Annotated in this window: 20 protein-coding genes and 1 riboswitch; of the genes, 18 read left to right on the forward strand and 2 right to left on the reverse strand. The window is 40.9% G+C overall.

All coding sequences use genetic code 11. The annotated features are described in order from the left end of the window. Positions 1-2: 2 nt before the first annotated feature. From flhB to ACNSN3_RS03710, 13 genes are all read left to right on the forward strand, one after another. Positions 3-1,133 carry a flagellar biosynthesis protein FlhB gene (gene flhB, locus ACNSN3_RS03650; protein WP_418608593.1) on the forward strand — a complete coding sequence of 377 codons (1,131 nt, stop codon included), beginning with the start codon at positions 3-5 and terminating at the stop codon, positions 1,131-1,133. 16 nt (positions 1,134-1,149) lie between these two features. Further along, positions 1,150-3,225 (forward strand): flagellar biosynthesis protein FlhA, encoded by a 2,076-nt coding sequence (gene flhA / locus ACNSN3_RS03655; protein WP_418608594.1) that lies wholly within the window; start codon positions 1,150-1,152, stop codon positions 3,223-3,225. A 140-nt stretch (positions 3,226-3,365) separates the two neighbouring features. Then, positions 3,366-3,448: riboswitch (cyclic di-GMP riboswitch) on the forward strand. 97 nt (positions 3,449-3,545) lie between these two features. After that, on the forward strand, positions 3,546-4,418 hold the full coding sequence (locus ACNSN3_RS03660; RefSeq protein WP_418608595.1) for an OmpA family protein: 873 nt from the start codon (positions 3,546-3,548) through the stop codon (positions 4,416-4,418). A gap of 20 nt (positions 4,419-4,438) precedes the next feature. Beyond that, positions 4,439-5,752: a sigma-54-dependent transcriptional regulator gene (locus tag ACNSN3_RS03665; RefSeq protein ID WP_138607590.1), complete on the forward strand. Its 1,314-nt coding sequence runs from the start codon at positions 4,439-4,441 to the stop codon at positions 5,750-5,752. A 17-nt stretch (positions 5,753-5,769) separates the two neighbouring features. Continuing rightward, a complete protein-coding gene (locus tag ACNSN3_RS03670) occupies positions 5,770-6,093 on the forward strand; it encodes a flagellar hook-basal body complex protein FliE (protein ID WP_010391195.1) in 324 nt (107 codons plus the stop codon). 8 nt (positions 6,094-6,101) lie between these two features. Further along, positions 6,102-7,829: a flagellar basal-body MS-ring/collar protein FliF gene (gene fliF / locus ACNSN3_RS03675; protein WP_418608596.1), complete on the forward strand. Its 1,728-nt coding sequence runs from the start codon at positions 6,102-6,104 to the stop codon at positions 7,827-7,829. Next, positions 7,810-8,829 (forward strand): FliG C-terminal domain-containing protein, encoded by a 1,020-nt coding sequence (locus ACNSN3_RS03680; protein ID WP_010391197.1) that lies wholly within the window; start codon positions 7,810-7,812, stop codon positions 8,827-8,829. Before fliF ends, ACNSN3_RS03680 begins: the two co-directional genes overlap by 20 nt. A gap of 2 nt (positions 8,830-8,831) precedes the next feature. Continuing rightward, a complete protein-coding gene (locus ACNSN3_RS03685) occupies positions 8,832-9,464 on the forward strand; it encodes a FliH/SctL family protein (protein WP_418608597.1) in 633 nt (210 codons plus the stop codon). Further along, positions 9,457-10,806: a FliI/YscN family ATPase gene (locus ACNSN3_RS03690; RefSeq protein WP_418608598.1), complete on the forward strand. Its 1,350-nt coding sequence runs from the start codon at positions 9,457-9,459 to the stop codon at positions 10,804-10,806. The genes ACNSN3_RS03685 and ACNSN3_RS03690 overlap by 8 nt, the downstream gene beginning before the upstream one ends. After that, entirely contained in the window at positions 10,799-11,215 is a 417-nt protein-coding gene (locus ACNSN3_RS03695; RefSeq protein WP_010391201.1) for a hypothetical protein, read from the forward strand. The genes ACNSN3_RS03690 and ACNSN3_RS03695 overlap by 8 nt, the downstream gene beginning before the upstream one ends. 48 nt (positions 11,216-11,263) lie before the next feature. After that, positions 11,264-13,690: an ATP-dependent helicase HrpB gene (hrpB, locus tag ACNSN3_RS03700; RefSeq protein WP_418608599.1), complete on the forward strand. Its 2,427-nt coding sequence runs from the start codon at positions 11,264-11,266 to the stop codon at positions 13,688-13,690. A gap of 220 nt (positions 13,691-13,910) precedes the next feature. Then, positions 13,911-14,462 carry a heme NO-binding domain-containing protein gene (locus ACNSN3_RS03705; RefSeq protein WP_418608600.1) on the forward strand — a complete coding sequence of 184 codons (552 nt, stop codon included), beginning with the start codon at positions 13,911-13,913 and terminating at the stop codon, positions 14,460-14,462. After that, positions 14,455-15,405, forward strand: coding sequence for a sensor histidine kinase (locus ACNSN3_RS03710; RefSeq protein ID WP_418608601.1), 951 nt, complete (start codon positions 14,455-14,457; stop codon positions 15,403-15,405). The genes ACNSN3_RS03705 and ACNSN3_RS03710 overlap by 8 nt, the downstream gene beginning before the upstream one ends. A 76-nt stretch (positions 15,406-15,481) precedes the next feature. Here the strand turns inward: ACNSN3_RS03710 and ACNSN3_RS03715 are convergent, their stop codons facing one another. Then, positions 15,482-15,703, reverse strand: coding sequence for a hypothetical protein (locus ACNSN3_RS03715; RefSeq protein WP_008108632.1), 222 nt, complete (start codon positions 15,701-15,703; stop codon positions 15,482-15,484). Positions 15,704-15,894: 191 nt separating this feature from the next. Between ACNSN3_RS03715 and ACNSN3_RS03720 the strand changes: the two genes are divergently transcribed. Both ACNSN3_RS03720 and ACNSN3_RS03725 read left to right on the forward strand, forming a co-directional pair. Continuing rightward, the gene (locus ACNSN3_RS03720; RefSeq protein ID WP_075170629.1) at positions 15,895-16,608 is read left to right on the forward strand and encodes a DUF1499 domain-containing protein; all 714 of its coding nucleotides are present in this window, start codon (positions 15,895-15,897) and stop codon (positions 16,606-16,608) included. 117 nt (positions 16,609-16,725) lie between these two features. After that, positions 16,726-17,772, forward strand: coding sequence for an NAD(P)-dependent alcohol dehydrogenase (locus tag ACNSN3_RS03725; protein ID WP_008108622.1), 1,047 nt, complete (start codon positions 16,726-16,728; stop codon positions 17,770-17,772). 53 nt (positions 17,773-17,825) lie between these two features. On the opposite strand, the gene ACNSN3_RS03730 is transcribed toward ACNSN3_RS03725, so the two are convergent. Then, complete coding sequence (locus ACNSN3_RS03730; protein ID WP_138570483.1) at positions 17,826-19,034, reverse strand: MFS transporter; 1,209 nt, start codon at positions 19,032-19,034, stop codon at positions 17,826-17,828. Positions 19,035-19,375: 341 nt separating this feature from the next. Between ACNSN3_RS03730 and ACNSN3_RS03735 the strand changes: the two genes are divergently transcribed. The 3 genes from ACNSN3_RS03735 (at position 19,376) to ACNSN3_RS03745 (ending at position 22,207) form a co-directional block, all read left to right on the forward strand. Next, positions 19,376-19,798, forward strand: coding sequence for a hypothetical protein (locus ACNSN3_RS03735; RefSeq protein WP_010391213.1), 423 nt, complete (start codon positions 19,376-19,378; stop codon positions 19,796-19,798). Next, positions 19,795-19,992, forward strand: coding sequence for a helix-turn-helix transcriptional regulator (locus tag ACNSN3_RS03740; RefSeq protein WP_008108814.1), 198 nt, complete (start codon positions 19,795-19,797; stop codon positions 19,990-19,992). The genes ACNSN3_RS03735 and ACNSN3_RS03740 overlap by 4 nt, the downstream gene beginning before the upstream one ends. An 88-nt stretch (positions 19,993-20,080) precedes the next feature. Next, positions 20,081-22,207, forward strand: a complete 2,127-nt coding sequence (locus ACNSN3_RS03745) for a TonB-dependent receptor plug domain-containing protein (protein ID WP_418608602.1) — start codon at positions 20,081-20,083, stop codon at positions 22,205-22,207. Positions 22,208-22,225: the final 18 nt, after the last annotated feature.

A 22,225-nucleotide genomic window follows, 5' to 3' on the forward strand; every position in this document is an offset into this window, starting at 1 on the left:
GTATGTCTGAAAATAGCTCGCAAGAAAAAACAGAACAACCCACAGAGAAGCGATTAAAAAAAGCCAAAGAAGACGGCCAAGTCGCGCGCTCAAAAGAACTCAATACCGCTATTTTACTCATGGTCAGTATTGCTGGGCTATTGTGGTTTGCCAATTTATTTTACAGCTTATTTGTTAACTTAATGAACAGCACTATGGTGCTGGATCATACGATTATAAATAATAAAAAAATGATGCCTATCGCGTTGGGCGACGCCATTATGAATATGCTATCCACCCTTACGCCGTTTTTATTATTAAGCTTTTGCGCAATGTGGATCACTGGGTGTTTACCTGGCGGGTTTGTGTTTTCAAAAAAGCTTTTGGCGCTAAAAATGAGTAAGCTCAACCCACTAACCGGGTTAGGCAAAATGTTTGGTAAACAGTCGTTAGTTGAGCTACTTAAATCAATACTAAAAATAACCTTACTGGCGATTTGCTTATATACCTTTTTAACTAAGCTGTGGATGCAGCTGATGATGTTACAAAACTTAGATATAAAAGTGGCGATAGGCCAAGGCATTGAGTTGTTATTTTTATCGTTAATGATCACCGTAACTTTGCTGCTTTTTATTGCGGTTATTGATGTGCCTTTTCAGCAAAAACAGATTGCCGATAAAATAAAAATGACCCACCAAGAAGTAAAAGAAGAGCGTAAATCTTCAGACGGTAGCCCTGAGATAAAAAATAAAATTAGGCAAATACAATATCAGCAATCGAATAGAAAAATTGAAGAGCGTGTACCCACTGCCGATGTGATAGTGACCAATCCTACTCATTATGCTGTGGCAATAAAATACAGTGAAGAAGCGGCTAAAGCCCCTTATGTTGTTGCTAAAGGCGTAGATGAAATGGCGCTGAGAATTCGCGAAGTGGCCCGTATGAATAACAAAGAAATAATAGAAATCCCTGCATTAGCACGGGCTATTTATTTTTCGACCCGGGTCGACCAAGAAGTGCCCAACGGCCTTTACAGCGCCGTTGCCTATGTACTGACCTATGTATTGCAACTAAAAGCATATAAGCAAGGACGTGGGCAAGCACCCGCAGCCTTACCTGAATTAACAATCCCTAAAAACTTACAGAAACCTTAGATGTTGGAGTTATAATTTGAACTGGCGCAGTTTTACTCAACCTTATACCGCTATTCCTATTTTGCTGTTAGCTGTTTTGTCGATGGTTATTTTGCCATTACCAGGATGGCTATTAGATGCATTGTTTACCTTTAACATTGTATTGTCAGTGATTGTATTGTTAGTCGCTGTGTCTACTAAAAAGCCGCTCGATTTTTCTGTATTTCCGACTATTTTGTTAGTCGCCACCTTGATGCGTTTAACCCTAAACATTGCTTCAACACGTGTGGTATTACTGCATGGCCATGAAGGCTCAGATGTGGCAGGTCGCGTTATTCAAGCGTTTGGTGAAGTGGTTATAGGCGGTAACTACGTCGTTGGTATTGTGGTGTTTGTTATTTTAATGGTGATTAACTTTGTGGTTATTACCAAAGGCGGTGAGCGTATTTCTGAGGTGGCTGCACGCTTTACTCTAGACGCCATGCCCGGTAAACAAATGGCAATTGACGCGGATTTAAATGCCGGATTAATTGGCCCTGAGCAAGCAAAAGAGCGACGCAGTACTATAGCCCAAGAAGCCGATTTTTATGGCTCTATGGATGGTGCATCTAAGTTTGTACGCGGTGATGCTATAGCTGGCTTAATTATATTAGTGATCAACCTGTTGGGCGGTGTTTCAATAGGTGCTTTTCAACATGGTTTAAGCTTAGCCGAAGCGTTTCAGCGTTTTGCACTGTTAACCATAGGTGATGGCTTAGTTGCGCAAATTCCTTCGTTATTACTCGCGGTTGCTGCTGCAATTATTGTTACGCGTATGAACGATGAAGGCGATGTAAGTGAAGCAGTAGGTAAGCAGTTACTTGCCTCTCCACGTGTTATTTTTACTGCTGCTTTAATTATGGTTACGCTTGGTATTGTGCCTGGGATGCCCACTGTCGCCTTTTTAGGGTTTGCCGCGCCATTATTTTATGTTGCTTGGCGATTACAACGCTCTCTCCCCGATAACTCTTTAATTGAAGCCGAACAAATGACCGACACTATTTTAAGTGAGCAACAGGCTAACTTAGAATGGGGAGATATTTCTCATGTTGATAAGTTGTCGGTTGAGCTTGGCTTTCGTTTGGTTTATTTAGCCGATAAAGACAAAGGGGAAGAGCTGGTAAAAACCTTAAGAGGTGTGCGTAAAAATCTTTCTGAGCAACTTGGATTTTTATTACCGGAGATCAGAATAAAAGATAACCTAAAATTAAATCCACAAGAATACAAAGTAAACTTAGCCGGTGTGCCTGTTGCAAGTGCTAATGTAAACGCCAAAGAACTACTCGCGTTAAACACCGGCGATGTATACGGCAGCTTAGATGGTGAATTAACCACTGATCCTGCTTATGGGCTTGAGGCTGTTTGGATAAAAGATAACAGTAAAACCCAAGCATTGAATATGGGTTACTCAGTGGTTGATTTAGGCACCATTATTGCTACTCATACCGGCAAAGTGATCAAAGAACATTTAGATGAGTTATTTAGTTATGAAGACGTACAAAAGCTTAATGAGCGACTAAAAGAAATCTCACCTAGCTTAGCCGAAACCTTCGAAAAAGCATTACCGACTAATTTACAGTTAAAAGTGATTCGTTTACTACTAAAAGAACACATAAGTATTAAAGACATAGTCACTATCGCCGGCACATTAATAGACAGTGTTGAGGTAACTAAAGATCCGATTTTACTGGTTTCAGATGTACGCTGCGCACTGCAAAAAGTATTGGTAAAACAGGTGATGGGTAATCGTGATGAACTCAGTGCCTATAGCTTAGATGAAAAACTAGAAAGCACCTTACAAAGCTCACTTGATCAAGCTATGCAGGCTGGCAAAGTTGTACTAGATAGTTTTGCGGTAGACCCTAATTTACTAGGGCAATTTCAACGCACAATGCCGATGATAGTCGAAGACATGAAATCGAGAGGGGTAACGCCTACATTAATCGTGGTGCCGCAGCTTCGGCCGCTATTAGCTCGTTACGCAAAAACCTTTACTAAGGGTAGCTTAGTTGTTCTTTCTTATAATGAAATTCCAGATACCATTCGGGTAGATATACTCGGTTCGTTGGGATGAATGACTGTAAAATGATCATAAAATGAACTGGCTATGAATTTTATATAGTAATATTTGCATTTAATGATATTTAACTATAGTCTGTTGTTTTTATTGTACATAGTTACTAGTTTTTATATTGGTTTAAAATAATGCTTAAGTAAATTAAATGGCAAACTATGCGAAAGCATAGGACGCAAAGCTCCCAGTCTAAGGCTATCGCTACGATCGTGGGGTTACATTAACTTAGTGATATTCATTAATACTGTGTTTGTATTTGTTGTATTTCGCTATTGATTTAAAAAACTTAATTGTTCTATTTAACTTTATACGGAATATACATGAATAGATTAACTCAGCTGATTAAATTTGCATTGCCCTGTGCTGTGTTTATGTCCTCGCAGGGGCACACATCAGAGCAAAATCTGGTGCAAAACTACGAAAACTCTATTTGGTCAGTAAGTAGCAACCCGTTTGCGTGTTCACTCAAACAGCGCTTTGATAATTATGCGCTACTTGAAGTAAAAACCCTCCCAGCAAAAACACAACAATTGGAATTTACTTGGCTTTTACAAGATAAACCAATAGTAGGTTTACACGTTTTATCTCGTAAAGCAGATTGGCAATCTGCAGATACCATTCTTACTGCCGTGAACTTTGTATCCTCCAATGTCGAAGATAACAAGGTGCAATTTTCTGCCGATATGACCGCATTACTTCGTGTGATTAAACAAGGCGGTTGGTTAGACACGCTAGTAAGCTTTGGTGATGAACAACTTCGCCTGACCTTTACTAATACCCATAGCGATGAAATAGTTGCCGATTATCAACAGTGTTTAGCTAATTTATCGCCGCTTTCTTGGGAGCAAGCACGCGATCATCAATTACAGTTTGCCAGTGGGCAGCGCACAGTAACAACGGCTAAAGATCTTAAATTTTTAAAAGATTTAGTGCGTTACATTTCTTTAGACAGTCGCGTAAGTAAAGTGCTAGTTGATGGCCACACAGATAATACGGGCTCGCCGCTGTCAAATCGGTTGCTTTCAAAAGAAAGAGCAGATGACGTAGCTGCCAGACTCATTGAATTTGGCTTACCCAAAGACATGTTAGAAGTAAGAGCGCATGGTCAACGTTATCCCATTATAAAAAACTCGGAGCAGGGCGCATCGTCTAATCGCCGTGTTTTAGTTCGTCTTTTCCGACACTCAAGTTAATTGCACTGCAAAGGAAAAATATGAGTCAAAGATACCTTTTATGGATCAGTGAGCAGCAGCCAACGCCTGAGATTCAGCAAGTTGTATTTGCCGAAAACTTTAAGTTTCTGCATACAAATTCCATCAGCGATGCGGTTAGCCACTGCCTTATAAGTAAGCCAGAGCTTGTGTTTGTTGATGCAGATACTCAACAACTCGAACTGGTTGAATTAGTAAAATTACTGCGTAAAACATGCCCCACTTCGCAAATTGTGACGTTAGTCGATTCTTCACAAAGTGAAATTGCTTCAAAAACTATTAATAACGGTGGCGCTGTTGATTACTTATTAAAACCTTTCTTTGCTGAGCAGCTTAAAAAAACAATCAGAAACACTGATTCAATGAAGCATGGGTTTGAGGATTTAATCGCTGTTTCAACTAAGTCACAACAAGTACTGCGTTTAGCTAATCGAGCTGCCCAAACATCGGCAGGGGTGTTAATTACCGGCGAATCGGGAACAGGTAAAGAGAAGTTAGCGCACTTTATTCATAAATCCTCAGACCGTAAAGATAAGCCATTTATTGCAGTTAACTGTGCTGCAATACCAGAAAATATGCTCGAAGCCATGTTATTTGGATTTAATAAGGGGGCATTCACCGGTGCGGTAAATGCTCAGCCGGGAAAATTTGAACTGGCCAATGGCGGTACTATTTTACTGGATGAAATTACTGAGCTGCCATTGGATTTACAAGCTAAATTACTGCGGGTATTGCAAGAGCGCGAAGTTGAAAGACTCGGTAGTCATCAAAAAATAAAATTAGATATACGCATTATTGCCGCCTCTAACCGCATATTGCGTGAACAAGTTGAGCAAGGCGCTTTTCGTGAAGACTTATTTTACCGTTTAGATGTATTACCGCTTAGTTGGCCTGCACTTCGGGATCGTGTTGATGACATCATCCCATTGGCTCATCACTTTATAAAAAAATACGGCAACTCTGAGTTTCATATTAGCAAGCAAGCCGAAGATGTGATGCTTTGTTACAACTGGCCGGGCAATGTACGAGAAATTGAAAACGTAATCCAACGAGCTTTAGTGATGGCCAGAGGCGTTGAAATTCAGGTTGAAGATTTAAATTTACCGCAATGTTCACCTGCAGCGGCGGCTTTTTGTGCCACGCAGTTAAAGGAGAATAAAAAGCAGGCGGAGTTTGATTATATATACAGTTTATTGAGTCGGTTTAAAGGTCATCGTACTCAAACAGCACAGGCGCTTGGCGTAACTACCCGAGCATTAAGATACAAAATTGCCGCTATGCGTGAATGCGGTATTGATATTGATGCAATTGCATAATTTGAAGGAAAAAAAGAATGTCGCCAATTGAAAGTCAACAAATGATGCTGGGCAAAATGATGGACATGCAAAAAATTGCAGGTCCAGAGAGCATAGAGCCGGCTGCTATCAGTAATCAAAATGTAAATATTAGTGAAGACTTTAAGCATGTTATTCGCTCTATCAACGCCCAACAAAATATTGCCGGTGAAATGGTTAAAGCCGTTGATACTGGTGAAAGTGAAGATGTGGTAGGTGCGATGATCGCCAGTCAAAAAGCGGGGCTTAGTTTTTCTATGCTGATGGAAATGCGCAATAAAGTGCTCAATGGCATTGATGATGTCATGCGCATGTCACTGTAGAGGCTAATATGAAAGGAGAATTAGCAAAAGTACCTGAGCAAAATGAGAGCAACCTAAAAGAAAGAGTGGTTAATCTCTCCAACAAATTAAACTTCGGCAACTCAGGTGACAGAAGTGTCGCGACCATTGCTCTACTAGCGACATTAGTAGCGGCTACTATAGTCCTTATTTTATGGACCTCGGCTAAAAACTACGTACCGCTTTACGGTAATCAAGAAAGCTACGATAAAGCCAATATTTTAGAAATTTTAGATAAAGAACAAATCACGTTCCGCATCGATACCGATAGCGGTAATATTTTAGTGCCGCAAGAAAAATTGGCTGATGCGCGAATCACGCTGGCGGCGAGAGGAATAAAAGCCTCTATGCCTGAGGGTATTGAGAATATTAGCGACAAAGTGTCTATGGGCACCAGTCAATTTATCGAATCTATGCAATACCAGCATGCCTTAGAAGGTGAGTTGGCACGCACCATTATTAACATGCAAGGCATACGTAATGCGCGGGTGCACTTGGCAGTCCCTAAGCGCAGCTTATTTGTAGGGCGTACTGAGCAAAAAACCGCAGCGTCTGTGATGGTTGATTTAGCGCCAGGACACGAACTTAAACCAGAGCAAGTGGAAGCCATTATTGCACTGATTATTGGCAGTGTGCCTGGGCTTGATTCTCGTTCTGTGTCGGTGGTGGATCAGCGTGGTAAATTACTCAGCGGCGACTTATTTGATACCACCCCAGTAGGCAAAGAAACCGATAAAAAGCTCGCCTTTATTGAAAAAGTTGAGCGCAACATAGAGCAACGCGCCTCTATTATGTTGTTGCCAATTTTGGGTGAAGGTAATTTTAGAATTCAGGTTTCTAGTGATGTTGATTTTAGTGTGGTTGAAGAAACACGTGAAATGGTTGACCCACAAAATGTATTAACTCAAGAATTTATTAAATCAGATAGCACCTTAGATCAACTGGCGGCGGGCATTCCTGGCTCTTTAGCTAATGAGCCACCAGTGCCTAATGAACAAGCTGAAGATGAAAACAACGAGCGTACTTCACAACGAAATGAGAGTAAGCGACAGTTTGAAAATGGTCGCTCGGTAACTCATACCCAATTTGAAGTAGGCCGCATTAAAAACATGAGCTTATCGGTACTTATTAATGAGCAAGTTGCTGGAACAGCTGATGGCTGGAGCGAAGCAAAGCTCGCTTCATTAGGTGAAATGGTAAAAAAGGCCACGGGGTTTAACGACGCACGCGGCGATCAATTTAACATCACTAGCTTTGCCTTTGTAGAGCAAAAGATTTTAGCACCGGGTGAAGGCCTTGAGTGGTGGCAAATGCCCGAGCTTAAAGAGTATGCCCGTTATATTGTTGGTACTTTAATTAGTTTATTACTGATTTTATTTGGTGTGCGTCCTTTAGTTAATCACTTGATAAAAGGTAAAAGTAACGAAGCAAACAACGCCATGGCAACCGCTGATAATGAGGTTAAATCAGCCTCTGCAACAGAAAGACAAAGCAGTCCGCTTGATGACGCCATTAATGCTAAATCGCAAATAGAAAACTTAACCGCCAAAGAGGGCGCAAGTGAACATCAAAATATGTCATTACCGCAAATAGGCAATGACTTTGAAGAACAAATAGCGCACATGCAGTTACTTGCTAATAAAGAAACCGAGCGTGTCACGTCGGTAATAAAATATTGGGTAGAACAAGGAGTTGAAATTGAATCAAGAAAAGCTTGATAAAGGCTCACAATTACCGGCGTTAGATCGCGCCGCTATTTTATTGCTAAGTATGGGCGAGGAAAATGCCGCCAGTGTTATTCGTAAATTAGGCCGCCGTGAAGTACAGGCTATTTCTGAGCGCATGGCTAAAATTTCAAACGTTACTCAACAGGATGTTGCAGGCACCTTGAGTGAATTTTTTGATTGCTACCGCAATGAAAGTGGTGTCAATGGCGCGTCGCGTGTGTATTTAGAGCGAGCACTTGATAAAGCCGTCGGCCGTAAGCTTGCCAAAACTATGCTTGATGATATTTATGGTGGTGCAATGAATGACGATTTACGTCGTTTAGAGTGGATCCCGCCAGAGCTTATAGTACGTTTTTTAGATCAGGAACATGTGCAAATGCAAGCGCTGTTTTTGGCCTTTTTACCCCCAGAGCAAGCCTCAGCCATTATTGTACTGTTTCCAGAATCGAAGCATGATGATTTACTGTATCGAATTGCCAGTCTTCGTGAAGTGAGCGAACACGTTATTGATGATGTGCGCTTAACGCTTGAGTCGTGTATTGAGTTTGTTGGCCGCCAAGTAGGCGCACAAGTGAATGGTGTCGATAAAGCGGTAGAAATTATGAATCGTTACAACGGTAATAAGAGCCAAATTATCGAACTAATGAAAAAACATAACACTAACGTAGCTGATGAAATACAAGAGAAAATGTACGACTTTGATGGCTTAATCAAGCAAACAGACGAGACACTAACCTTGTTGCTTAATGACATTCCTGATGAGTTATGGACTATGTCGTTAAAGGGTGTAAACAGCGAGTTTTTAGCGCGTGTTTTAGGTGCACTACCTAAACGTTTAGCGCAAGTGTACCAGCAGCAAATTGATGGTTTAAGCGCGCAACCACTGAGCAAAGTGATTGCCGCCAGAAAAGAAATTATGTCGATAGTTAGAGACATGAGCAAACAAGGTGATATTGAATATCGCTTATTTGAAGAAGAGACCGCAGGCTAACTATGAGTCAAGCATTTAGGTTTCCCACTTTAAATAAAAATGAGCAACATCAAACGCTGCAAGAGCGTTTAGATGCTGCTCAGCGTGTTGGTTGGCAGCAGGGATTTGAAAAAGGGCTTGAGCAAGGTGCTGCCGATAAGCAAAGCGAATTAGAGCAGCAAATGGAGCAACAAATAGAGTTGCGTGTTTCTGAGCGCCTCGAGGCGCAAAAAACACAGCTTATTGAACGTTTTAACACTTTATTTGATAAAGCTAATAATGAGCTACTTAACTTTAATGATGAGTTCAAACAAGACCTTGCCTTAATGATAAGTACCTTGGCTGAGCACGTTATTGACTGCGAGCTAAAAGTACGCCCCGAAATACGCGCGCAGCTTATTGAAAAAGCCATTACCTTGCTTAGCAATCGCGATGTAGTAACAAAAGTTATGTTCTCAGGGGCTGATCGCCACTGCTTTAATGATGCACGTTTAGCTGAGTTTTTAGTGCCGGTTTATTTTGACGAAGCTCTGATCAGTGGAGATGTTGAACTGGTGGCAGAGCAACAAACACATCGGTTTTCTTTTTCAGAGCGATTACAAAGCCTACTGGATGAAGTGATACCTGAAATTTTAAAAGCACAGCCGCATGACTAACCCTTTACATACCAGCTTAAAGTCTGCGCTGAAAGCGATAACCTCGCCTGAATTAGTTAAAAGTTATGGCCGCTTAACGCGAGTAAATGGTTTAACGCTTACCGCTACCGGTGGGCAATTTGCTATGGGTGAAAAATACCAAGTAGAAAGTGTTGATGGTCACTGGTATGACGCTGAAGTCGTAGGCTTTAATCAAGATGAAGCCTATTTAATGCCCCTGAAAAAAATACAAAATTTATATTCAGGTGGACGCGTTAGGCCAGTTATAAAAAACAACCATGTGGCTATTTCAGAAAAGTTATTAGGGCGTGTGCTTGATGCGCAAATGCAGCCGATTGATAACTTAGGCCCACTTGAACAAGACAGCACAAAAAGCGCCAGTAAATTGGGTAACGATTATTCTTTAACACCGCTGGAGCGCAAAGGCGTTATCGAGCCGTTAGATGTGGGTATTCGCGCTATTAATAGCTTATTTAGTGTGGGAAAAGGCCAGCGTTTAGGGCTATTTGCAGGTTCGGGTGTAGGTAAAAGTAAGTTGCTTGGCATGATGACCCGCTTTACCTCTGCCGATGTGGTTATTGTAAGCCTTGTCGGTGAGCGTGGTTGGGAAGTAAAAGATTTTATTGAGCAAAGCCTAGGTAAAGAAGGCTTAAAAAAAGCCATCGTAATAGCATCCCCAGCAGACGATTCTCCCTTATTGCGTATTAAAGCGGCCGAGCTTAGCCATAAATTGGCGGCTTATTTTAGAGATAAAAATTCAAATGTATTGCTGTTGATGGACTCATTAACCCGCTATGCGCAAGCACAGCGAGAAATTGGCTTATCGGTAGGTGAGCTGCCTGCATCCAAAGGATACCCGCCATCGGTATTTAGTAAATTAACCCAGCTGGTTGAGAGTTCCGGTAATAGTGAAAAAAGCAAAGGCAGCATGACCGCCATTTATACAGTATTAGCTGAAGGCGACGATCAACAAGATCCAATAGCCGATAATGCCAGAGCAATTCTTGATGGCCATATAGTATTGGATCGCACCTTAGCAGAAAAGGGCCACTATCCGGCCATTAATATTGGTTCATCGATTAGCCGAGTAATGCCAAATATAGTAAGTGATGAGCAGCTAAGTTTTTGTTATAAATTGAAAAAAATTTATAGCCGCTACATGCAAGTGCATGAGCTTATTCCTTTAGGGGCGTATCAGGCAGGTAAAGATCCGGAACTCGACAGTGCGGTAAATTTGTATCCACAAATCGAATCATTTCTATGCCAAGGGTTGAACGAACAAGTGGATTTTTCACAGTCAATAACTCAATTAAATGCAGTGATGGGTAAACTGAATGCTTAATAAATTTTTAGGATTACAACAACAAAAATTAGATAAAATGCTGGCCGAGCAAACTCAGTTACAACAAAGAAGTAACCTAGAGCAGCAACGTTTATCGCAACTTCAGCAGCACATAAACAGTATGGATAAAAACCAGCAAATGAGCTCGGCGCTGAGCTTACAAAATTTATCAGGGATGAAGCGTATTTTGTCTGGCTTATCGACGCAGCAACAAGCGCGTATTGATGATTCACAGCAAGATGAATTACGTCAGCAGCAAGCTTGTTTTAAGCAAATGAGCTTCACCAAAGGCATAGAAGGAATAGTGAGTAATAGGCATCGTGCTGATCAAAATAAAGCGCAGCAGCAAGAGGCTAAAACGTTAGACGAAATGATCAGCCAAGCACATAGTCGTACTCTGCATAAATAACTACTAATTTTTGCTACAATGGCGGCAAAGTAATTTAGGGTAAATAGCGTGCTGCCGGTTCAAGAAATATATACTTCACTCATTGATGCTTTAAAAGCCAACCCAATCACCTTACTGCAAGCGCCGCCTGGTGCTGGTAAATCAACATGGTTGCCATTACAGCTTATGCGCGATGGACATTATAAGCGCATCGTCATGTTAGAGCCGCGGCGCTTAGCAGCAAGAAATATTGCTAACTATTTAGCGCACTGCCAAAACGAAACGCTAGGGCAAAGTGTCGGTTTACGGGTGCGAGGTGAAAGTAAAGTCAGCACACAAACTCGCCTTGAAATAGTTACCGAAGGCATGCTTACGCGCATGTTACAAAATGATCCTGAGCTTAGTGATGTTGATTTACTTATTTTTGATGAGTTTCATGAGCGTTCCATCGCAGCAGATACCGCTCTGGCTTTTGCTTTAGAATCGCAAGCGGCACTGCGTGAAGATTTAACCATTATGTTGATGTCGGCCACCCTTGATAGCGAACGCTACACTGGGTTTTTTAATTGCCCAGTAATTCAATCAAACGGGCGAAGTTACCCCATTGACGAAATATATTGCCCAATAAAAGATGAAAGCCGCTGGCTTGATGCTATTCCACCAATAATAAAACAAGCACTCAATGAGCAAACAGGCAGTGCGCTGGTATTTTTACCCGGCCAGCGTGAAATACTGCGAGTGCAGCAAGCGTTGATCGATTTGCCCAGTAATTGTATTGTTGCCACATTATTTGGCGAACAAGATAAAGCTAATCAACAAGCTGCAATTTCACCTGCGCCTCAAGGGATGCGAAAAGTAGTATTAACGACCAATGTTGCCGAAACAAGTTTAACCATTGAAGGTATTAGAATTGTGGTTGATAGCGGCAAGCGCCGTGCAGCCAGCTTTAATTTAAAAACCGGTGTCACTGAGCTCACTACGCAAAGTATATCGCGTTCATCGGCAGTACAACGCGCAGGGCGTGCAGGAAGAATAGAGCCAGGGGTTGTGTATCGATTAGGTTCAAAACAAACTTTTGAGAGGCGAAACAGCCACGATAACCCTGATATTCTTACCTCAGATATTAGCCAACTGATGCTTGAGGCAAAGCAGTGGGGCGCAAGCATTAGTGAACTCACCTTACTTGACCCGCCGAGTGAACAACAATGCAGCCAAGCTACTAATTTATTATCTATGCTTGAAGCCATAGATAGTAACGGTAAGCTCACCACGCTGGGTAGTAAAATGTTGGGCTTTGGTGCCGATATTCGCTTAGCGCATATGTTATTAAAAGCGCAAATGTTAGAACCACAGTTAAGTGGGATTTATCGCTTAGCTATTTATTTAGTGGCCTTACTAGAAAGCCGAGTTAGCACTGCCAATGAGCTCAACCTAGCATTGCATAGTCAACAACAACGACCACATCCGGTATTTAAGCAGCAATTAAATTATTGGTTAAAACGCTTAAAATTTACCGATAGCCGCACAGATTTAAACACTGAATATTTAAGCTTATTAGTATCGCTTGGCTATCCAGATCGGATTGCTAAAAAACGCGGCAATGGCTACTTATTAGCAAATGGCGCAGGGGCTGAGCTAAACCCTGACTACTGGCATAATGACGAATATATAGCTATTGCCAGTATGGGCGGGCATAAAGGCGGGCGAGTTTTTGCAGCCACGGCGCTAAATCCATTAGCGCTTAAAGAGTATTTACCGCATTTATTCACTGAGTTGACCCGCTGCGAGTTTGATGAAAAAGCCGCTCGGTTTATTCATCAAGATGAAGTAAAACTTGGGGAAATTACCCTTAGTAGCCAACCAAGTAAACATAAGCTTGATAAAACAGAACGGGCCAAGGCATGGCTTAGTTTGTTTGCCAAACAGGGCTTTTCACTGTTTAACGAGCAAAAAGAAAGTGAGCAACTGCTTATTAGAATGTGCCTAGCTAGCAAATTGATGCCAGAACAGTTTCCTATTATTAGTCAGCAGCAGCTCATTGAAACAGCAGGTGATTGGTTAGGGGTATACCTTGAAGATATTAAAACCCTTGAGCAACTTAAAAAGTTTAATTATTTTGAGGCACTACAAAACAGTTTTAATTGGCAACAGCAAAGCGAGCTAAAATCTTTACTCCCACTGCGGCTAACAGTACCAAGTGGCTCTAACATAAAAATTGAATACCAACTTGATGGACCTGCCAAGCTTAGTGTGCGCATGCAAGAAGTATATGGTTTAACCAGCACGCCTATGTTAGCTAACGGTAAATTAACACTGCTAATGGAGTTGTTATCTCCAGGCAAGCGTTCACTACAGTTAACTCAAGACTTAGCACATTTTTGGAATAGTAGTTACCGCGAGGTACAAAAAGAGATGAAAGGGCGCTACCCCAAACATTTTTGGCCAGACGATCCTGCCAATAGCGTTGCCACTAATAGAGTAAAAAGCAGAATGTGATCACGCTTTCTTAACTTTACTTAATGTTAAATGTTGACCATGCAAATAACGAACTTTTTTGGGCGCTTTACAAGCGACTAAACTACTATTACTTTAATGCTGACATTTTACAGAGTAAGACTTACTACGCTAGTGTAAATATGAGCCGTAAGGTAGCGAGCGTTTGTAACTAATTGAAGGCGCAGCTAACAATCTAAAAGTGATAATAGAGGGAACATGCATGAAAGGCGTTATCTTTAGAGGGCTTGAGGCACTGGTCATTGAAAAATGTGGCATGGCTGCATGGGACGACTTACTTGAAAAAAATGCACCTGAAGGTCGTGTTTATATTTCTGCAGAAAGTTATCCAGATGAAGAAATAGTTGGTTTGGCACAAGATGTAGCAACTGCACTTTCTATGTCTATGCCAGAGGTATTAAAGGCCTTTGGAGAGTATTTATTTTCTCACTTAAAGGCACGTCACCCAGCTATAGTAGACAGCTTTAATAGTTTTGATGATCTCATTATTAGTATTGATAAAGTAATTCATGTTGAAGTCGCTAAGCTTTATCATGAGCCTAATTTACCTGAAATTGACGCCCAAATTATTGAAGACGGGTTTATTTTAATGCGTTACAACTCTAAGAGACAGCTTTGTATGTGCGCCGAAGGGCTTATTTTTGGTGCTGCGGCTCATTATGGGGTTGATGCTAAACTTAATCATGCTCAGTGCATGCATGATGGGTTTGATTCGTGTTTAATTGAAATAAAATATGAGACTCCCCATGGCTGAAGACGACTACAATTATAAAAAAGCGTATTTGCGCGAAAAATCAGCCAGAGATCAATTAGAAACCCTACTAGAAGACAAAACACGGGCGTTGTTTATTGCTAATCAAGAGCTGGAAGAAAAGCTCGAAACGGTCAAAAACCAACAAATAACCTTAATGCAAAGTGAAAAAATGGCCACATTAGGCACACTTTCTGCTGGTATGGCCCACGAAATAAATAATCCGCTTGCTTACATAACCAGTAATGTAGCAAGCATAAAATTTATAAAGCCCGTGTTGGTTTCGTTAATGACGGCGGCTCAACAATTTGTAGATAAATCGATTTCAGTAACGCAGTTAGAGTCTATTTTAGTTCAGCTCAACCGAGAGAACGATTTAAGCTTTATTGTGGACGATATTGATGAATTAGTTGATGATACCCAAGAGGGCTTAGAGCGTATCGCTCATATTGTTAGTAATCTTGTCGACTTTGCGAGCCTAAAAGATAACGTAACAACAATGGCAGACATTACAGAATCATTAAATGGTACGCTAAAGTTACTCGAAAACCAGCTGGGAACGTGTGCTATAGAGTTACACATTGAAAAGTTACCCCTAACACAGTGTAATATATCATCGATGAAACAAGTCTTTGTAAACTTATTAATTAATGCGAAACACGCTTGTGATGACTTGCACGAGCAGCAAGGAAAAATAGCTATTAAGCTGTTTGCCAATAAAGGCAATATTTACATAGAAGTGGCAGATAACGGCTGTGGGATGGACGCTGATACACTTAAACAAATGTTCGATCCTTTCTTTACCACTAAACCCGTAGGCCAAGGCACTGGTATGGGAATGGCTATAGTTTACAATGTACTTAAAGAGCACAATGGCACTATAGAGGTTGAAAGTGAAGTGGGTAAGGGGTCTTTAATACGTTGTTTAATACCTATTACTAAATAACTTTGTAAGCTTAAAGTTTACAATATAGGCATGGCTGCAAAGTGTGTTGTGGCTATTGAGCTTAGGTATTAGTATCTTAACTCGACACTTCTTGTCCGCCGTGTTGCTCGGCTAAATCATCAAGTTCGGCAACGGTATAATCAAATCCGCTTTCATCATATTCGTAGCTTACTTTAACGCTGTCGCCTCCATTAAAAAGACGTGTTTTTACGTCATTGACTGGCCAATCTTTTAATTCGTGTAAAAAGCGGTTAGCCACTTGTGATGACTCAAATCGGTAACTAATCTCTGTTTTCATAAATAATAATACCCTGATAATTTTACCCCCGTAGTTTGTTGATTTTTACCAAGGAGTCAAGTTATCTACATTAAAAGGGTAATAAATTATGACTTTATAGATACTTATCAGTCATAGTAATCTAAATTGGAGTGTTAACAGTATAAAGCTATTTAAAAAACAATAACCATATAACAATAACGGAGTAGGCAATGAGATATTTAGTGAGCTTAGTTGGGCTTATCGCTTTTTTAATGGTGGTACTACCGGGACCCCTTTATAAATTTAATATCGTTGAACTAGGCACTGCTTTTGCCGGTTTTAGATTAGGTGTTTATGTTGGTGGGGCAGCATTAGCCTTATTATTAGTTCAAGTGCTATTTATGCGTAAAACAGTGAGCTTAGCCAGTGCAGTGATCACTGTTATTTTTGCAGCAGTTGCTATTGCAATGCCGCTTAACATGATGAATGCAGCAAAAAGTGTTCCGTCAATTCATGATATTTCTACCGATTTAATTAACCCTCCTGAGTTTGTTGCGGTTGTGCCTTTGCGTGCTGATGCACCTAATCCTGTTGCATACGCGGGAGAAGAAACGGCAGCGCAACAACGAAAAGCATACCCAGAACTAAAATCGCTCGAGTACAACCAAACGCAACTAGAATTAGTGGCAGCTACAACAAAAGCCATGGAAAACCTTGGTTGGGAACTGGTTAATAGCGATGTTAATAATGGCATTGTTGAAGCAACAGACACCACAACCTGGTTTGGCTTTAAAGATGATGTTGTCGTGCGTATTAACGACAAAGGCAGTAAGCGTGTGTTAGACATACGCAGTAAATCTCGCATTGGTAAAAGCGATTTAGGCAAAAATGCCCAGCGTATTAAAACGTTGATTGACGAGTTAAACGCCGTTGTGGTGCAGTAATTGATAAAAATAGCCCAGCATTATGCTGGGTTTTTTGCAGTTGCTACGTCAGTTCATGTTCAGAGCTGATAATGCATACTGTGTGAGTTATAAATTTTAATAAACTATGGAGTTATTATGAAAACAGTCGGATATGCAGCAAAAAGCCAAGGTTCTGAACTTACAGAGTTTTCTTTTGAGCGCCGCGATTTACGAAATAACGATGTAGCAATAGAGATTTTATATTGTGGTGTCTGTCATTCAGACTTACATGCAGTGCGAAACGATTGGGGTGGCAGTAAATACCCATTAGTACCAGGGCACGAAATTGTTGGTAAAGTAATTTCGGTTGGTAGCGATGTTACTAAATATCAGCAAGGCGATACCGTTGCTGTAGGCTGTATGGTTGACTCATGTCAAAGCTGCGACCAATGTCATAATCACGAAGAGCAATTTTGTCGTGAAGGCATGGTTGGCACTTACAGTGGCAAAGACAGAATAAATGGTGAAATGACTCAAGGTGGCTACTCTAAGCATGTAGTGGTGCGTGAAGAATTTGTGCTTTCAGTACCTAAAAATTTAGAGCTATCTCGCGTTGCGCCTTTATTGTGTGCTGGCATTACTACTTACTCACCGCTGCATAAATGGGGTGTTAAAAAAGGCAGCCGTGTTGCAGTTGTCGGCCTTGGAGGGCTTGGCCATATGGCGGTTAAAAATGCCGTGGCAATGGGTGCAACGGTTACTGTTATTGGCCGCACTGAATCTAAAAAAGAAGATGCTATTGAGCTAGGTGCACAGCACTATTTAGTATCGAACAACGATGATGAAATGAAAAATGCACAATCAGCGTTTGATGTGATCATTGATACTATACCGGTAAAGCACGACCTATCACTGTATACACCGCTACTTGATATTGATGGCACGTTAGTGATTGTTGGCCAAGTAGGCCCTGTTGATGAGTTAAACACAGTGCCATTGTTAATGGGTCGTCGTCGAGTGGCAGGATCCTTAATTGGTGGCATTGCAGAAACACAGCAAATGCTCGATTTTTGTGGTGAGCACAATGTATTACCTGAGTGTGAAATGATCAATATAGATGAAATTAACACCGCTTATGAGCGCATGGAACGCTCAGATGTGCGCTACCGTTTTGTTATTGATATGGCGTCGATTGACGTGTAATTAATTAAAATAATGAGTATAACAAGAGCCGCTATACGCGGCTCTTTTTATACTTAATACGCTGCAGCCGTTTGTTTTGCGCTTTTATTGTTTATTTGTATAAAGCTAAGCCACCACATAAATAACCCGCCTAAAAATAATGCTCCTGCAACATACCCGGTTTGATTTGGTTGTGCCCCTTGCGCAATAGCAATGCCGCCTACCCATGGGCCAATTGCATTAGCAATATTAAAAGCACATTGTACGAGAGCACCAATCATGGCATGGCCATTGGGCGATACATCCATTAACAGTGTTTGCACTAAAGTAGAAAGCCCTAAGCTACAGCCAATAAAAAAGATCACCAGATAAAGTAAGTAGATATTATAGCTGGCACTTACATACGCAAATGCAAAAATAATAGTTGAGGCAAGGGTTAGTCCCGTGGTTTTAATTGCCGATTTATCGGCTGCTTTTCCTAGTATGTAATTACCGAGTGTGGAGCCAATACCAAACATCACCATCGCAATTGAAATAGTATAGGCGGGTGATTGGGTTACATCTAAAATAGTGTCGGCCACGTAGGTATAAATACAAAATACGCCACCAAAACCAATAATAACAATACCCAAAATAGACCAAACCAGTTTATTTTTTAATACCCCTAACTCGTTTAGTAAATTAGATTTTTGAGTATTTTTAACATTGGGTACCACGTAATAAACAAAAATAAAGGCAATAAACGCCAGTACACCTGCCCCGGCTAAACAATAGCGCCAACTCAAATTTTGCCCAACGAGCGTTACTACGGGTACGCCTACAATGGTTGCGACTGTCAGCCCCATAAATACTTTTGACATAAAGCTAGCACGCTTTCCAACAGGCGCAATATCTGAGGCCAATAATAAGGCTGCGCCAAAATATGCGCCATGGGGTAAACCACTTAAAAACCGAAACAGTACAAGTTGCTCTAATGAGCTAGCTAAGGCGCTTAAGCTATTAGCAATACACATTAAACTTAAAAATAGTAACAGCGCTTTTTGTTTACGCATGTTTGCTGTTGCCAACATTAAAATAGGCGCGCCAACAACCACTCCAAGAGCATAAGCACTAATGGCATAACCACTTTGTGATGGGGTACTACCAAATGCTTCACTAATTAATGGCAACATAGGCATCATAGAAAATTCAGATAAACCCAAAATAAAGGTGCCTAGCGCAAGTACAACTAAAATAGCGGCTCTATTGGGCTGACTCGACGGCGATGTAGTATCAACGGCCATGTAAAATCCTTGAAGGTATTGAATAAAATTTAATAACAAACAAAACGCCTGTACGTTTAAAAAATACAACACACACGTTTATTTAAAATTGAATATGGGAATGAGGAATAAAGAGACTGGCATTTTAAATTAAAAGCCTCCTCCCGTCATGGTCTAAACCATAGTTTAAGATGAATAAAATTTAACTTAAGCAAACGAAAGGCTGGTTTATATGGCCTTGCAAGCCACTCGCTCATTAAAAGCAAGATATATTAGATTAAAATGTAATGCTAGCTTGACTTTTTGTATGGTATGAATGATATTTGTAAAGTAAGCATTACTTTTTAAATAGGATTAAAGCAATGAAAACAGAATTAAATTTAAAACAACGCCAAATTAAAAATACTAGCTACTTGGTTAAATGTACCTTGATTTGGTTACTCACCTTAGCGTTATGTAGCTTTGGCCCGACATTAATTTGGGATCGCGCCGAGATAATTAGCGGCTTTTTTATAGTTGTAAATGTAATAGCCGGCATTGTAATGATTTTGGCTAACAAACGTTACTTACAGGGGATGGATGAGCTGATGCAAAAAATACATCTCAGTGCCATGGGGTTTACCCTAGGTGCAATATTGGTAGGTGGGCTTGCGTACACTAATCTGCAATTGAGTGGCTTAATTGATTTTAAAGCACAGATACCCGATTTAATGTTTTTAATGGGGGCAGTGTATTTAATTAGTGTGTATGTGCTTAATAAACACTATTGCGCAGGTGATGAATGAAAAATCGATTAAAAGTGTTAAGAGCCGAACATAACTATACCCAAGCAAGGTTGGCCGAACTGCTTGATGTTTCTCGCCAAACTATTAATGCGATTGAAAAAGGTAAGTTTGACCCCAGTTTGCCACTGGCCTTTAAGGCAGCAAGGTTGTTTGAGTTAAAAATAGAAGATATTTTTGACGACGAACAGGGTTAAAAATTAACAAAGTGCGACAATATGTCGCGCTTTTTAGATTCCTACAGCACGTATAATTTACCCACAAAAATTTTGTGGTAAATCAATAATGACTGATAAAAAAAATTCTTTAACCCCTTATTTATTCTCCCCTTTAGCGCTTGTTATAAGTAGCGTATTATCGCCAGTTGCTTTTGCAGATGACACCTCAATTGAAGTGATTGAAGTGCACGGCCAAGCACAAAATAAACACCTATCATTAGGCTCGTCTGAATCGCTATTAACCGATTTAGGAGTGGACTTTTCTGCCGCTGGTGGCATGGCCAATTTACCTGTTTTAAATGGTTTAATGGGAGATAGAGTGGCGGTACTGGTTGATGGGGCGCAAATCACCGCCGCCTGTGCTAACCAAATGAACCCGCCACTGTCTTATATTTCAGCCAATCAAATTAGTAGCTACAAAGTGGTTGCAGGTGTTTCTCCAGTAAGCGCGGGAGGCGATAATATTGCAGGTGTGATTGCTGTTAATTCTATTTCACCTCAGTACAGTAAAAATAGCGAACTTGCATGGCATTCAGGTTATGTGTCAGCCCAGTACAACACCCTTGATAACGCCAAAAAGGTCGGCGCAGGTATGCGCATTGCCAGCGATGTACTCAGTTTTAATTATCAAGGTGCTTATAGCGATGCTAACAGTTATGAAGATGGTAACGGCGATTTAGTGCTCGACACCCTATACCGCGCGCAAAACCATAGTTTAAGTGCTGCCATGCGCGATGATAAGCAACAATTAGTGGTTAAGCTAAGCCATCAAAAAATACCCTATCAAGGCTTTGCTAATCAATATATGGATATGACAGATAACACCAGCTATGGCGCTGTTGCTCAGTATAAGCGCGCTTTTACAAACAGTGAGCTTGAAGCGCAGTTAAATTGGCATAACGTAAAGCATGAAATGGGATTTTTTAGCGCAGAAAAACCCGGAAAAATGCCCATGAAAACCGACGCCGAAGATATAAGTACCCAGTTAAAATGGCGACTAGCGCTTGATAACAACAGCCAGTTACTACTCGCGCAAGAGTATCACCACATGAAATTAGATGACTGGTGGCCTGCAGTTGAGGGCTCAATGATGATGGGACCAAATGACTATAAAAATATTAATAATGGCCGACGTCAGCGTATTGCTTTGCTTGGAGAATATGAAAGCCAACTAAATACTCGCTGGTGGTTAAATGCAGGCATTCGATTTGAAAATGTAATGACCAACACTGATGATGTACAAGCATATAATGCAGGCATGGCTGCAATGAATGCAATGGCTATGGCGATGCCAAATGATGCAATGGCGGCTAAAAAGTTTAATAACCAAAACAAAAAACAAACAGATAATTTAGTTGATGCAAACGTGCTGATTAATTATCAACTAAGCAATAACGACGAACTACAAATTGGCTTAGCCCGTAAAAATCGTGCGCCTAATTTATACGAACGCTATAGCTGGGGCGTAGGTAATATGGCCACCACCATGATTGGATGGTACGGCGATGGCAACGGCTATATTGGTAATATAAACCTTAAACCAGAAACCGCACACACGCTTAGCAGCACGTACACCCGCATGGCAAAAGACGACAGCTGGCGTATAAGTGCTAACGCTTGGGTGAGCGACGTGAATGACTATATTAATGCCAACATAGTAAGAAGCTTTAACCGCACAGCGCTTGCTGCCAATACCCGTAATGTACTTATGTTTAATAACATAGATGCCAGGCTTTATGGTGTAAAGCTAGATGCGGTTTTAGCACTGCATGAGTCTAAGCAGTATGGTAGCTGGTCGTTAAAAGCTAATATTACCAACACCCGTGGTAAGCGCGACGATACTAATCAGCCGCTTTATCAAATTAAGCCGCTGCAAACCCAATTTGCTATTAACCATCAAGTTGGCCGCTTTGAAAACGCACTCACGTGGCAGTGGATCGATAGTAAAACTCGCGTAGATAGCAACCGCCTAGAAAACCAAACCGAGCAGTATCATTTACTTAATTTAAGCTCAAAAGCTAGTTGGGATGCACTTACCGTGAGTGTTGATATTACCAATCTGCTTGATGAGTATTATCAATTACCACTGGGCGGCGTAAGTATTGCTGAGTTTAAACAAGATATGTCACAGGGCTTTAACCAATTAGCTGGGCAGGGGCGCTCAATAAATTTAGCCATGAGTTACGCGTTTTAAGATGACAGAGTAAGTTAG

Source organism: Pseudoalteromonas sp. US3C1004 (assembly GCF_048401065.1).
Classification (GTDB): Bacteria; Pseudomonadota; Gammaproteobacteria; order Enterobacterales; family Alteromonadaceae; genus Pseudoalteromonas; species Pseudoalteromonas undina.

Excerpts from the sequence above, each read along its gene's own strand:
- ACNSN3_RS03745 (WP_418608602.1), top strand. The coding sequence starts at position 20,081 with ATGACTGATAAAAAAAATTCTTTAACCCCTTATTTATTCTCCCCTTTA.
- ACNSN3_RS03685 (WP_418608597.1), top strand. The coding sequence starts at position 8,832 with ATGAGTCAAGCATTTAGGTTTCCCACTTTAAATAAAAATGAGCAACAT.
- ACNSN3_RS03715 (WP_008108632.1), bottom strand. The coding sequence starts at position 15,703 with ATGAAAACAGAGATTAGTTACCGATTTGAGTCATCACAAGTGGCTAAC.
- fliF (WP_418608596.1), top strand. The coding sequence starts at position 6,102 with ATGAAAGGAGAATTAGCAAAAGTACCTGAGCAAAATGAGAGCAACCTA.
- ACNSN3_RS03705 (WP_418608600.1), top strand. The coding sequence starts at position 13,911 with ATGAAAGGCGTTATCTTTAGAGGGCTTGAGGCACTGGTCATTGAAAAA.
- ACNSN3_RS03740 (WP_008108814.1), top strand. The coding sequence starts at position 19,795 with ATGAAAAATCGATTAAAAGTGTTAAGAGCCGAACATAACTATACCCAA.
- ACNSN3_RS03670 (WP_010391195.1), top strand. The coding sequence starts at position 5,770 with ATGTCGCCAATTGAAAGTCAACAAATGATGCTGGGCAAAATGATGGAC.
- ACNSN3_RS03665 (WP_138607590.1), top strand. The coding sequence starts at position 4,439 with ATGAGTCAAAGATACCTTTTATGGATCAGTGAGCAGCAGCCAACGCCT.
- ACNSN3_RS03660 (WP_418608595.1), top strand. The coding sequence starts at position 3,546 with ATGAATAGATTAACTCAGCTGATTAAATTTGCATTGCCCTGTGCTGTG.
- ACNSN3_RS03720 (WP_075170629.1), top strand. The coding sequence starts at position 15,895 with ATGAGATATTTAGTGAGCTTAGTTGGGCTTATCGCTTTTTTAATGGTG.
- ACNSN3_RS03725 (WP_008108622.1), top strand. The coding sequence starts at position 16,726 with ATGAAAACAGTCGGATATGCAGCAAAAAGCCAAGGTTCTGAACTTACA.
- ACNSN3_RS03690 (WP_418608598.1), top strand. The coding sequence starts at position 9,457 with ATGACTAACCCTTTACATACCAGCTTAAAGTCTGCGCTGAAAGCGATA.
- ACNSN3_RS03695 (WP_010391201.1), top strand. The coding sequence starts at position 10,799 with ATGCTTAATAAATTTTTAGGATTACAACAACAAAAATTAGATAAAATG.
- ACNSN3_RS03735 (WP_010391213.1), top strand. The coding sequence starts at position 19,376 with ATGAAAACAGAATTAAATTTAAAACAACGCCAAATTAAAAATACTAGC.
- ACNSN3_RS03710 (WP_418608601.1), top strand. The coding sequence starts at position 14,455 with ATGGCTGAAGACGACTACAATTATAAAAAAGCGTATTTGCGCGAAAAA.
- ACNSN3_RS03730 (WP_138570483.1), bottom strand. The coding sequence starts at position 19,034 with ATGGCCGTTGATACTACATCGCCGTCGAGTCAGCCCAATAGAGCCGCT.
- flhB (WP_418608593.1), top strand. The coding sequence starts at position 3 with ATGTCTGAAAATAGCTCGCAAGAAAAAACAGAACAACCCACAGAGAAG.